We start from the raw sequence: 13170 nt of genomic DNA, 5'->3' as shown, positions 1-13170 counted from the left end.
CACATTGTTGGGGCTTATTGCTTTTTTACGTTGAAATTGAAACTTTTTAAAACAGATATGGTTTAAGATGAACGGGAAGTTATTAAAATGATATATGTAAAGAAATAAAGTTTTAAAACATTAGTCAGGTAACGCTTGTAAAAGTACATATAAATTTTAGGAGGTTATACATATGAAGGAAAACTTAGAGAAATATATTAGAAGTTTGCCTCTTATAGGTCTGATTATAAGTATTTTTTTAATTATTTTATACTTCTTAATTTATCGAGTAGAAGGAAATTTTTGTGTAATCATTTTGTACTGCTTACTGCCATTATTTGTAAATACGTCACTATATATATTATACGTAATCATCTTTCGATATTTTAAGAAATGAACTGACATCGAATGTCATTTTAAATAACGAATATAGGAACTATTCAAGCTTATGAGGCAAATATGTTTTATAAACTTTCTTAAATTCACTATAGTTTGGATCATGAACCCTAGGAATAATATGAAGTAAATAAACCTTAAGTCTATGTGAATGTTTTTCTAACCCTAAATATCGTATTCACTAAAATAATTTCAACATGTCACAAATAAATCTTAACTAGCGCAAAGGTGGGCGACCAAAGGTTCAACGATGTTAAATAACATTAGAAAATAATTTTAATTGGACTTTAAAAGTTTTTGAATTTAGATAATTGAGTATAAGGTGTTATAATGACATATGTTGCGTAATTAAAATTTATAGCAACAAATTCATTTTAACTATGCTAATAAAAAGATTATGGAAATATTTTGACAAGGAAAGGAGAAGTCGAAATGACATCTTTTTGACATCACTCATAAAAATCAATCGACTTAACTTAGACTTTTATAAAGGTGTAAGACAGGGACTGTTAATGATTATTCCCGCAATAATCGGTTACTTATGTGGTAATTTCCAATTTGGATTATTAGTTGCAACCGGAACACTAGCCCATATTTATGTTTTTAAAGGTCCGTCGCGATCTAAGCTGCGAACTGTAATAATTTGTAATTTAGCGTTTGCAATATGTATGATGCTTGGTACGCTAACAGCAAAAACGCCACTCGTTTTTGGAATGACATTATTAATTGTTACGGTTATACCATTTTATATATTTACTGCCTTAAAAATAGCTGGACCGTCATCGACATTCTTCATTGTGACATTCAGTCTACCCATTAACTTACCTATAGCTCCCGAAGAAGCATTATATAGAGGCTTTGCGATTTTAGTAGGCGGTATACTTGCCACTATGATGGTGTTAATCACGATCGTATTTTCTAAAAACAAAGCTGAAGAACAAGCAATTCAAAATGATTTTAAACTCATATCTAAGTTGTTACACACTTATAATGATAAATCTGCATTTTTACAAGTAGCAAAAACAGCGGTGGATAGTTTTAAAGCATCTGATAAATTACTAATCACTTCTACTTCAAGTAACGATAAATTAAGTAGACGTTTCCAAAAATTATTATTATTACACACATCTGCCCAAGGGATTTATTCTGAACTGTTAGAGTTGAACGCTAAACAAATTCGACCATTGCCAGATGAGTTAATTGAAATGATGGATCATATCATTGCACAACTAGATAATAGTGATGAAAATGTAAGATATTGGCGAAAAGAAGTGACAGTAACAGAGGAATTTCAAAATTTATTCAACCATATATTGAAAATTGATGAAATGGTGCATGCAAATGAAGCGCGTATTGCGTATGAAGCAGACATGCGAAAACCTTTATATAGTAAACGCATTTATCAAAATTTAACATTAGACTCTATTGTTTTTAGAAGTACATTGAGATATACAGCGATTATGATGATAGCGATATTTATTGCGTTAATGTTTGATTTTGAAAAAGCATACTGGATACCGTTATCTGCACATACAATATTACTAGGAACATCAACTATACATGCAATCGAGAGAGGTATGGCACGAGGTTTAGGTACTATTTTAGGTGTGTTAGTACTTTCAGTCATATTGTTGTTTTCAATACCAACACCTGTTGCAGTAATTTTAATGGGCATTGCAGCATTGTTTACTGAAGCATTGGTGGGAGCAAATTATGCGATTGCGGTAGTCTTTATTACAATACAAGTTATTTTAATGAATGGATTAGCATCACAGAATTTAACAATTAACATTGCGTTTCCAAGAGTTATTGACGTTGCAATGGGTATTGTGATTGCAATCATAGGTTTATTTGTCCTTGGACAACGTACCGCATCCGCATTGCTTCCTAATGTAATGGCTGAAGTTGTTCGTAAAGAAGCAACGCTCTTCCATTATTTGTTTTCTGAAAACCAATATAAAGATGATGTGTATCAGAAAAACACGGCTATGAACCTATCTGTGAAATTAAATAATATGACGCAAGTTTATAATGCAGCTAATGGTGAATTATTTAGTGATAAGACATTGATTCAAAATTATTATCCTAGCTTATTCGCATTAGAAGAAATTAGCTTTATGTTAAATAGAGCCATGGCTAATGAAGATAGACTTACAATAAATGAACAATTAATGGGCGAGTATTTAGCAACATTTGAAAACATCGCTAAGCATTTCGAATTAAATACAGAATTAGAAATAAAGATATTACCAGATTTACCACAGTATAATTATATTCAATCAGCAATGATGAATATTCAACACAATGGTTTTCGTGAGAGAGACAAGAACGTTTAAAATTAAATATTTATCAGGTCAGACTAACGTTTGTCTGAAGTTATTATGACGGGAGTCTAAAAAATTGTGTTTAATATGTTTCATTTTATAATTATGGTGGTATATAACATGAATTATAACATATTGGAGGTTAAGGAAATGCCCTTTACAATGAAAGGTTACCCCGAAAAATGGAAAGATTTTGAAGTAATTAAACGGCAAAAAGCGATAGAAATTGCGAATGCAATGTTAAAAGAAGGATATCTTGAAAAAGATGTTGTTCCTATTGCGGCGAAAAAAGCGAAAGATTGGTATCGAGCGTTATCGAAAGAAGAAATCAAAGCACTAGAAGAAGAGAACTTCGTACAATTCCATACAGCAACAATGGAAAAAACAGAGGTGGATAGTGAATATGCAACAACTGATAATGAAGAACATATTCAAGAACAATCAAATCAAGATAAATCGTACTTTGATAGCGAATCAATTGGCAACCAAAGTGGTGGCGTTCGACAAAGAGAACCGCTTATGGATGGTGCACATCCAAAAGTTGTGGAATCATTTAAAGACGTATAACATCTCTATCAATTAAGCACTTGTACCTATATAACGGTAACAGGTGTTTTTTTGCGTTAAATCATTTTAAAATTACTTCCTGTAATTGAAGGTTTTGATACATAATTCGGATTGTTTGAGTTTCTTTGTGCTGTTTCAGTATCAGCCCAAAGTTCGATAGTTTATTAGTATTATCTTAATAAAATGTTAGGTACAATAAAGATGATTATATATCGGAGGTTAGTATAAAAATGTATGTAGATCGAAAACCATCACTATATTTAGAGGATTTGCGACATGATTTTAAAAATAGTTTAAGTAAATTTGAAAATGGTGATGAAGCATTTGATACGTTATTAGGTTTCGTAGAGTTAGATCATATTTATTCGTCAGCACTAAAGGAAATAAGCACTAAACTGAGTATTTTAGATGACAATTTCAATCACATTTATAAACACAATCCTATACATCATATGGAGCGACGTGTGAAAGAAATGCGTAGTTTAATAGAAAAGCTTAATCGTAAAGGATTACAGATTAGCGCAGAAACTGCCAAAGAACATATACTGGATATTGCCGGAATTCGCGTAGTATGTAATTACTTAGATGATATTTATTTGATTGAAGAGATGTTGCTTAAACAAGAAGACGTACAATTGATAAAACGTAAAGATTATATTCAGCACCCTAAAGAAAATGGTTACCGCAGTTTACATATCGTTGTATCTATTCCAGTCTTTTTAGCAGAACGCGTTGAGGTATTGCCTGTTGAAATTCAAATTAGAACGATAGGTATGGATATGTGGGCAAGTTTAGAACATAAAATACGTTATAAAAACAATGCAGAGACGGAAAAGTATCGAGATTTATTGAAAGAATGTGCGACAGAGATTACTGAAGTTGAAGATAAATTACAACAAATTCATTCTGAAATAACAGAGTAGACGTTTAGTAGGAGTGTTACTTAATTTGAGTGATTTTGTAAATCAACATGGTACGAAATCACAAAAATAAGACGCCTAGTATAATAAATTCCTTTAAAATGTGGAAATTGTACTTGCTCGTGACGTCGGGTCATCAACTATGGTAATTATAGGAGGTGGAATCTATGTCTAACTATTCGACTGGAGAACTCGCAAAATTATGCAATGTGACAACACGAACGATTCAATATTATGATCGCAAAGGTATTTTGAAACCACAAGGATTTACAGAAGGAAAGCGTCGTGTGTATACAGAACAACAGCGACAAACATTAGAGTTAATCTTATTGCTTAAAGATTTAGGTTGTGCGTTAAGCGATATAGATATGTTGCTAAAAGGTGAAGGTACTTTGAAGACGCTCAATACTTTACTAACTATGAAACAACAAGAAATTAATCAACAAGTCAAACAGCAACAAGCGGTATTAAACAAAATTAAAAATGTTCAATATTACGTAAATAAAGCGTCGACGTCTCCAATCACACATTTAAAAGACATAGAGCATGTCATGAGTAAATCAGCTGAAATGAAAAGTATTCGTCGTAACATTTGGATTAGTGCGGGTATTATAGGAATAATTCAATATTCTAGCATTATAAGTGCAATTTTGATGAAAAATAAATGGCCGTTTCTAATTGCGTTGCCGTTTATGATTGGATACGGCATTGGTGTTACTTTTTATTACCAACAAAAGGTTGCCTATTTATGTCCTAACTGCCAGCATATATTCTCACCATCTTTATGGCAAGTTATCAAAGCGAAACATACTGCTACAACACGTCGATTCGAATGTCCAAACTGTCATGAAACGCATTATTGCATTGAAGTACCTAAAGCGCATATGAGTACAGAACAATTAGAAATATCCCACATACAACATAACAATTAAATCATTCGTGTGATAGTGACCATTCCCTTTAAATTTACATTGAAAAGGGATGGTCACTATTTTAGTACGCGTAAAGAAAGCGCTTGCAAACGCTTAAGAACTATATTAACATACTTGTATACAAGTATGTCGTGTAATGAAGGAGTGACTTTGATGATGTATGGATATCCAGAGAAATGGTTGGAAGGTATGACAACTGGAGAAGGTATCGCGGCAGAATTACGATTAGGCATTGTGAATGGTCACATAGCTGAAGGTACGTTACTCACTGAAAATCAAATGGCAAAGCAATTTAATGTGAGTCGTTCGCCAATTCGAGATGCATTTAAATTATTGCAACAAAATCAACTCATCCAATTAGAAAGAATGGGTGCACATGTGTTGCCGTTTGGGGAACAAGAAAAGAAAGAAATGTACGATTTGCGACTGATGTTAGAGTCATTTGCATTTTCAAGAGTTAAAAATCAAGAGCGACTACCTATCGTAAAAGAAATGAAGAAACAACTTGAAATGATGAAAGTGGCAGTAAAATTTGAGGATGCAGAATCATTTACGAAGCATGACTTTGAATTTCATGAAACATTAATCAAAGCATCTAATCATCAATATTTAAACTCATTTTGGAGTCATTTAAAACCAGTAATGATGGCACTCGTTTTAACATCCATGCGACAACGTATGCAACAGAACCCGCAAGATTTTGAACGTATACATCATAATCATCAAGTGTTTATTGATGCAGTGGAACAATACGACAGTCAAATTTTGAAAGAAGCGTTTCATTTAAATTTCGACGATGTTGGTAAAGATATTGAAGGATTTTGGTTGAATTAAAATGAAAAGAAAGAAGGATTTGTCATGAAATATATGATTGGTGTCGACATTGGAACGACGAGTACCAAGTCAGTCTTATATGATGAAAATGGAACTTTCATCATGAAACATCAAATCGGCTATGATTTACACACACCAAACGTTGATGTCTCAGAAGAAAACCCAGATGAATTATTTGATGCGGTATTAATGACAATTAAATACATAATGAGGGAATCGAAAGTTAATCAAGATGATATTAAATTTGTGTCATTTAGTGCGCAAATGCATAGCTTGATTGCGATGGATCAGCAACATCAAAGATTAACAAATAATATTACTTGGGCAGATAACCGCGCTGCAAAATATGCAACAGTAATAAATGAAGTGCATGATGGCAATGCGATTTACCAGCGAACAGGCACACCGATTCATCCTATGTCGCCATTAGCGAAGATTTTTTGGATGAAACATGAATGGCAAGATGTGTTTCAACGTACTGCTAAGTTTGCAGATATTAAAACATACATTTTCTATCATTTATTTGATACATATATCATTGATTATTCAATGGCTTCCGCAACAGGGATGTTTAATTTAGAAACATTAGATTGGGATGTTGAGGCATTAGAACTGCTGGGTATTTCCAAGGAAATGTTGCCGGAATTAGTTCCAACAACGTATGTGATGAAAGGTATGAAAGAACGTTATGCAACATTAATGGGGCTTAATAAAGATACACCGTTTGTTATTGGTGCGAGTGATGGGGTCCTTTCTAATTTAGGTGTCAATAGTGTTGGTAAAGGAGAAGTTGCTGTCACAATCGGTACATCTGGGGCGATTCGTACTGTGATAGATAAACCGCGTACTGATTACAAAGGTAGAATATTTTGTTATGTCTTAACAGAGGACCACTACGTCATCGGAGGTCCTGTAAATAATGGTGGTGTCGTATTGAGATGGTTGCGCGACGAGTTGCTAGCGAGTGAAGTCGAAACTGCGAAACGTCTCGGTGTTGATCCTTATGATGTCTTAACTCAAATTGCAAAGCGTGTTAAACCAGGTGCAGATGGTTTAATATTCCATCCCTATTTAGCTGGAGAACGTGCGCCGCTTTGGAACGCAAATGCAAGAGGTTCATTCTTCGGTTTAACTTTATCTCATAAAAAAGAACATATGATTCGCGCTGCATTAGAAGGTGTTCTTTACAATTTGTATACCGTCTACCTTGCACTCATTGAAGTAATGAATGAAACGCCTAAGATGATAAAAGCAACAGGTGGTTTTGCGAAAAGTGAAGTATGGCGTCAAATGATGTCAGATATATTTGACACAGAGTTAGTGGTTCCTGAAAGTTATGAAAGTTCATGCTTAGGTGCCTGCGTGCTCGGACTTAAAGCTGTAGGTGACATTGAAGATTTTTCAATCGTTTCATCGATGGTCGGTGCTACAAATAATCATACGCCGTTTGAAGAAAATGTCGCTGTTTACCAAGAGCTCGTATCCATTTTTATCAATTTAAGTCGTTCTTTAACAGAGAATTATGAACAAATTGCAGATTTTCAACGCCAACATATGGCTGAAAATAAAACACAATAAATACGTCACTCAAGCATCTTAGATAAAGTTGTTGTGCCATGACTACTATATATTATCTGGAATACGTGCGCGACGACGGTGTTACATTCTATTGAAAAGAGAAAGAGGGGAATGTCATGTTTAACGAAATATGGCCGTTAATCAGTGTTGTTTTAGGTATCGTTATTTTATTAGTATTAATTATTGGGTTTAAATTAAATACATTTATTTCATTAATTATCACATCGATGATTACAGCGTTAATGCTAGGTATACCATTGACTAAAATTATGGAGACGATTGAGAAAGGGATGGGCAGTACGCTCGGCCACATTGCACTAATATTCGGTTTAGGTGCCATACTTGGGAAATTACTTGCTGATGGTGGTGGTGCAACTCGAATTGCAGACACGTTGATTCAAAAATTTGGTCAAAAACATGTACAATGGGCAATGCTTGTTGCAGCATTTATCGTCGGTATTGCATTGTTCTTTGAAGTAGGTTTAGTCTTACTGATTCCATTAGTATTTACAGTAGCAAAACGCGCAAATGTTTCAGTGTTAAAACTAGGACTACCTATGGTAACAGCTTTATCTGTGACACATGGCTTTTTACCACCACATCCAGGACCGGTAGTCATCGCAAAAGAATTAAAGGCAAATGTTGGAGATGTATTACTGTACGGTATGATTATTGCCATTCCAGTTACACTCATTGCAGGACCTATATTTAACAAAGTTGCACAAAAAATGATTCCGTCTGCGTATACACGAGAAGGCGATATTTCAGCGTTAGGTGCACAAAAAGAATTTACGGATCAAGAGATGCCAGGATTTGGTATGAGTTTATTAACTGCAACATTACCAGTCATATTAATGTTAGTGTCTACGATAACGCAACTTGTAACTGGGCACGACAAACCTACAAATCTATTTGAATCTATCATTTATATGATAGGAACAGCAGGGACAGCAATGCTAATAGCAGTATTATTTGCAATCGTTACGATGGGATTAATGAGAAAGCGTAAGATGAATCATATTATGGAATCAGTGACGAATGCGATTTATCCAATCGGAATGATGTTATTGATTATTGGCGGTGGCGGTACATTTAAACAAGTATTAATTGACGGCGGTGTCGGAAATACAATTGCTAAAATGTTTGAAGGTACAGAGATGTCTCCAATTTTACTAGCATGGATTGTTGCAGCTGTGCTACGTATCGCATTAGGTTCGGCTACAGTAGCTGCGATTTCAACTACAGGTATTGTCTTACCATTATTACAATCATCAGATGTAAATGTTGCATTAGTTGTACTTGCGATAGGTGCAGGTAGTGTGATTTTGTCTCATGTAAATGACGCAGGATTTTGGATGTTTAAAGAATATTTTGGTTTAACTGTAAAAGAAACATTCTTAACATGGTCATTATTAGAAACGATTATTTCCGTTTCAGGTATCATCTTCATTTTATTCATTAGCTTATTTGTTTAACTAAATATTAAGTAAACGTGTTTTTAGGTAATTGCAATATATTGCCTTGAAACACGTTTATTTTTATGCAGAAAATCGTCTGAAATACTCAGAATCCGAACGATATAAAAAGTATATTGGGTATTTTAGAGTAATGAAAGGCGTTTCAAGACATGTTTTTGTGCGTATTATACAGGCGATAATTATGAAATGTTTAGTATATTGTTTTAAATTAGATAATGATGAATTTAATTTAAAAAATAAGTATAAAAAATACAAGCCTTGTGTGACAAGGGTTTCTGATGACTTGAATACAATTTATAGGTATATTTCAAATAATAAAATTATCAATTAACATAAAATTAATGACAATCTTAACTTTTCATTAACTCGCTTTTTTGTATTGCTTTTAAAAACCGAACAATATAGACTTGCATTTATTAAGTTTAAAAAATTAATGAATTTTGCATTTAAAGGGAGATATTATAGTGAAAAACAATCTTAGGTACGGCATTAGAAAACATAAATTGGGAGCAGCATCAGTATTCTTAGGAACAATGATCGTTGTTGGGATGGGACAAGATAAAGAAGCTGCAGCATCAGAACAAAAGACAACAGTAGAAGAAAATGGGAATTCAGCTACTGATAATAAAGTAAGCGAAACTCAAACAACTGCAACTAACGTTAATCATATAGAAGAAACTCAATCATATAACGCAACAGCAACAGAACAACCGTCAAACGCAACACAAGTAACAACTGAAGAAGCACCAAAAGCAGTACAAGCACCACAAACTGCACAACCAGCAAATTTAGAAACAGTTAAAGAAGAGGTAGTTAAGGAAGAAGCGAACCCTCAAGTTAAGGAAACGACACAATCTCAAGACAATAGCGGAGATCAAAAACAAGTAGATTTAACACCTAAAAAGGCTACACAAAATCAAGTGGCAAAAACACAAGTTGAAGTGGCACAGCCAAGAACGGCATCAGAAAGTAAGGCACGTGTGACAAGATCAGCAGACGTAGTTGAAGCTAAGGAAGCTAGTGACGCGAAAGTGGAAACGGGTACAGATGTAACAAGTAAAGTTACAGTAGAAGATGAAAGTAAAATTGAAGCGCCAAAAGGAAATAATGTTCAGCCTCATGAAGGGCAACGTGTAGTATTGAAGTATAAACTGAAATTTCAAGATGGGTTGAAAACAGGAGATTATTTTGATTTTACATTATCAAATAATGTAAACACGCATGGAGTATCAACTATAAGAAAAGTTCCAGATATTAAAAATGGTTCATTAGTAATGGCTAAAGGACAGGTACTAGATAACGGCCGAATTAGATATACGTTTATTGATTACATCAAAGATAAAGTGAATGTTACGGCTAATTTAGAAATAAACTTATTCATAGATCCTAAAACAGTTCAAAGCAATGGACAACAAACAATTACTTCAAAATTAAATGGCAAAGAAACATCAGGAACTATGCAAATAACATATAAAGATGGTGTTAAAAATCAATATACAAATGTAAATGGTTCGATTGAAACGTTTGACAAAGAAAAAAATAAATTTACACACGTAGCATATATTAAGCCTATAAATGGAAACAATTCAGACAGTGTTACTGTAACGGGTATGTTGACACAAGGAAGTAATGAGAATGGAACACAACCAAATGTTAAAATATATGAGTATGTTGGAACTGAAAATGGGCTACCACAAAGTGTTTATGCAAATACAGCGGACAGCACACAATTAAAAGATGTAACGAATCAAATGAGTGATAAATTAAAAGTACAAAACAATGGTAGCTACTCATTAAATTTTGACAAATTAGATAAAACATATGTAATTCATTACACCGGAGATTATTTAAATGGTACGAGTGAAGTGAACTTTAGAACTCAATTAACTGGATACCCTGAAAATCGCTATAAAACATATTATTATAACAATGGCTATATATTAACATGGGATAATGGATTAGTTTTATATAGTAATAAAGCTAATGGTGATGGAAAATATGGTCCGATCGTAGACTCCAATAACTTTGAGTTCTCTGAAGATAGTGGTAATGGCTCAATCAGCGGACAATACGATGCGAAGCAAATTATTGAAACAGAAGAAAATCAAGACAATACACCGCTTGACATTGATTACCACACAGCTATAGATGGTGAGGGTGGTTATGTTGATGGATACATTGAAACAATAGAAGAAACGGATTCATCGGCTATTGATATCGATTACCATACTGCTGTGGATAGCGAAGCGGGTCACGTTGGAGGATACACTGAGTCCTCTGAGGAATCAAATCCAATTGACTTTGAAGAATCTACACATGAAAATTCAAAACATCACGCTGATGTTGTTGAATATGAAGAGGATACAAACCCAGGTGGTGGTCAGGTTACTACTGAGTCTAACTTAGTTGAATTTGACGAAGAGTCTACAAGAGTTATTGTAACTGGCGCAGTGAGCGACCATACAACAGTTGAAGACACGAAAGAATATACAACTGAAAGTAATCTGATTGAACTAGTGGATGAACTACCTGAAGAACATGGTCAAGCACAAGGACCAATCGAGGAAATCACTGAAAACAATCATCATATTTCTCATTCTGGTTTAGGAACTGAAAATGGTCACGGTAATTATGGCGTGATTGAAGAAATTGAAGAAAATAGTCATGTTGATATTAAGAGTGAATTAGGTTATGAAGGTGGCCAAAATAGCGGTAACCAGTCATTCGAGGAAGACACAGAAGAAGATAAACCTAAATATGAACAAGGTGGCAATATCGTAGATATTGATTTCGATAGTGTACCTCAAATTCATGGTCAAAATAAAGGTGATCAGTCATTCGAAGAAGATACAGAGAAAGACAAGCCTAAATATGAACATGGCGGTAACATCATTGATATCGACTTCGACAGCGTGCCACATATTCACGGATTCAATAAGCACACTGAAATTATTGAAGAAGATACAAACAAAGACAAACCTAATTATCAATTCGGTGGACACAACATTGTTGATTTTGAAGAAGATACACTTCCAAAAGTAAGCGGCCAAAATGAAGGTCAACAAACGATTGAAGAAGATACAACGCCGCCAACACCACCAACACCAGAAGTACCAAGTGAGCCGGAAACACCAACACCACCGACACCAGAAGTACCAAGTGAGCCGGAAACACCAACACCACCGACACCAGAAGTACCAAGTGAGCCGGAAACACCAACACCGCCAACACCAGAGGTACCAAGTGAGCCGGAAACACCAACACCACCGACACCAGAAGTGCCGAGTGAGCCAGAAACACCAACACCGCCAACACCAGAGGTACCAGCTGAACCTGGTAAACCAGTACCACCCGCAAAAGAAGAACCTAAAAAGCCTTCTAAACCAGTGGAACAAGGTAAAGTAGTAACACCTGTTATTGAAATCAATGAAAAGGTTAAAGCAGTGGCACCAACTAAAAAAGCACAATCTAAGAAATCTGAACTACCTGAAACAGGTGGAGAAGAATCAACAAACAAAGGTATGTTGTTCGGCGGATTATTCAGCATTCTAGGTTTAGCATTATTACGCAGAAATAAAAAGAATAACAAAGCATAATTAAACAAAAATTGACGGGTTTATTTCATAAATTATATGAAGTAAACCTGTTTTTTTAGATTAAATCAAATTTCTAATAGAAAATTAGAGTGTTTTCTGATTGCTGAAGCGCTTTATGTCTGATGATTGATTACAAAATGAGAGATAAAGTTAGAATTTAAAACTAGTTTGTTAGTACAAATTAGATTGAATCAATAAGACAAATTTGATAAATGCAATTATTAACTAGATGCAAATTTAGTTAAATTTAAAATGTCGTCTTGAAATACGGCTGTTTCTGTATAAATAATCATTAAAATCAAACAAAAACCGAACGATATAAAATTATAATGACGTTATTAATACAATGAAAGGCATTTCAGTGACTTGTTAATGATGCATTGTACAGGCGATTATTATGTATAATTTAGTATATTGCTTTAAATTAGATGAATTTGAATTTAATTTAAAAAATAAGTATAAAAAATACAAGCCTGTTATATCAAGGGATTAAAGAGTTTTGCATGCAATATATATGTGAGTTATAAATAATAAAAAACTCATTATACATAAAGTTAACAACAATC

The 13170-nt window shown here is 34.0% G+C and carries 10 protein-coding genes; all 10 read left to right on the top strand.

From position 1 onward, the window contains the following. Positions 1 to 172 precede the first annotated feature (172 nt). The 10 genes from KI230_RS13810 (at position 173) to fnbA (ending at position 12604) form a co-directional block, all read left to right on the top strand. A complete protein-coding gene (locus KI230_RS13810; protein WP_001621913.1) occupies positions 173 to 376 on the top strand; it encodes a hypothetical protein in 204 nt (67 codons plus the stop codon). A gap of 511 nt (positions 377 to 887) precedes the next feature. Further along, positions 888 to 2711, top strand: a complete 1824-nt coding sequence (locus KI230_RS12655; RefSeq protein WP_000586390.1) for an FUSC family protein — start codon at positions 888 to 890, stop codon at positions 2709 to 2711. A 138-nt stretch (positions 2712 to 2849) separates the two neighbouring features. Beyond that, positions 2850 to 3266, top strand: coding sequence for a DUF2188 domain-containing protein (locus KI230_RS12650; RefSeq protein WP_001117046.1), 417 nt, complete (start codon positions 2850 to 2852; stop codon positions 3264 to 3266). Positions 3267 to 3496: 230 nt separating this feature from the next. After that, the gene (locus KI230_RS12645; RefSeq protein ID WP_000289136.1) at positions 3497 to 4189 is read left to right on the top strand and encodes a GTP pyrophosphokinase; all 693 of its coding nucleotides are present in this window, start codon (positions 3497 to 3499) and stop codon (positions 4187 to 4189) included. A 164-nt stretch (positions 4190 to 4353) separates the two neighbouring features. Continuing rightward, complete coding sequence (locus KI230_RS12640; protein WP_000074018.1) at positions 4354 to 5118, top strand: MerR family transcriptional regulator; 765 nt, start codon at positions 4354 to 4356, stop codon at positions 5116 to 5118. A 153-nt stretch (positions 5119 to 5271) separates the two neighbouring features. Continuing rightward, a complete protein-coding gene (locus tag KI230_RS12635; RefSeq protein WP_000990133.1) occupies positions 5272 to 5952 on the top strand; it encodes a GntR family transcriptional regulator in 681 nt (226 codons plus the stop codon). A 24-nt stretch (positions 5953 to 5976) separates the two neighbouring features. Beyond that, positions 5977 to 7530: a gluconokinase gene (gntK, locus tag KI230_RS12630; RefSeq protein ID WP_049296623.1), complete on the top strand. Its 1554-nt coding sequence runs from the start codon at positions 5977 to 5979 to the stop codon at positions 7528 to 7530. Between the two features lie 116 nt (positions 7531 to 7646). Next, entirely contained in the window at positions 7647 to 9005 is a 1359-nt protein-coding gene (locus KI230_RS12625; protein ID WP_000481425.1) for a gluconate:H+ symporter, read from the top strand. Positions 9006 to 9387: 382 nt separating this feature from the next. After that, on the top strand, positions 9388 to 9489 hold the full coding sequence (locus tag KI230_RS12620) for a hypothetical protein (RefSeq protein WP_001790696.1): 102 nt from the start codon (positions 9388 to 9390) through the stop codon (positions 9487 to 9489). Then, a complete protein-coding gene (gene fnbA / locus KI230_RS12615; protein ID WP_045176586.1) occupies positions 9473 to 12604 on the top strand; it encodes a fibronectin-binding protein FnbA in 3132 nt (1043 codons plus the stop codon). Before KI230_RS12620 ends, fnbA begins: the two co-directional genes overlap by 17 nt. The last annotated feature ends 566 nt before the right edge of the window (positions 12605 to 13170 follow it).

Source organism: Staphylococcus sp. MZ3 (assembly GCF_018622755.1).
GTDB lineage: Bacteria > Bacillota > Bacilli > Staphylococcales > Staphylococcaceae > Staphylococcus > Staphylococcus aureus.
The sequence above is the reverse complement of the archived record's forward strand: the minus strand, read 5'-3'. Positions and strand labels throughout refer to the sequence as shown.

Excerpts from the sequence above, each read along its gene's own strand:
- KI230_RS13810 (WP_001621913.1), top strand. The coding sequence starts at position 173 with ATGAAGGAAAACTTAGAGAAATATATTAGAAGTTTGCCTCTTATAGGT.
- KI230_RS12655 (WP_000586390.1), top strand. The coding sequence starts at position 888 with ATGATTATTCCCGCAATAATCGGTTACTTATGTGGTAATTTCCAATTT.
- KI230_RS12650 (WP_001117046.1), top strand. The coding sequence starts at position 2,850 with ATGCCCTTTACAATGAAAGGTTACCCCGAAAAATGGAAAGATTTTGAA.
- KI230_RS12645 (WP_000289136.1), top strand. The coding sequence starts at position 3,497 with ATGTATGTAGATCGAAAACCATCACTATATTTAGAGGATTTGCGACAT.
- KI230_RS12640 (WP_000074018.1), top strand. The coding sequence starts at position 4,354 with ATGTCTAACTATTCGACTGGAGAACTCGCAAAATTATGCAATGTGACA.
- KI230_RS12635 (WP_000990133.1), top strand. The coding sequence starts at position 5,272 with ATGATGTATGGATATCCAGAGAAATGGTTGGAAGGTATGACAACTGGA.
- gntK (WP_049296623.1), top strand. The coding sequence starts at position 5,977 with ATGAAATATATGATTGGTGTCGACATTGGAACGACGAGTACCAAGTCA.
- KI230_RS12625 (WP_000481425.1), top strand. The coding sequence starts at position 7,647 with ATGTTTAACGAAATATGGCCGTTAATCAGTGTTGTTTTAGGTATCGTT.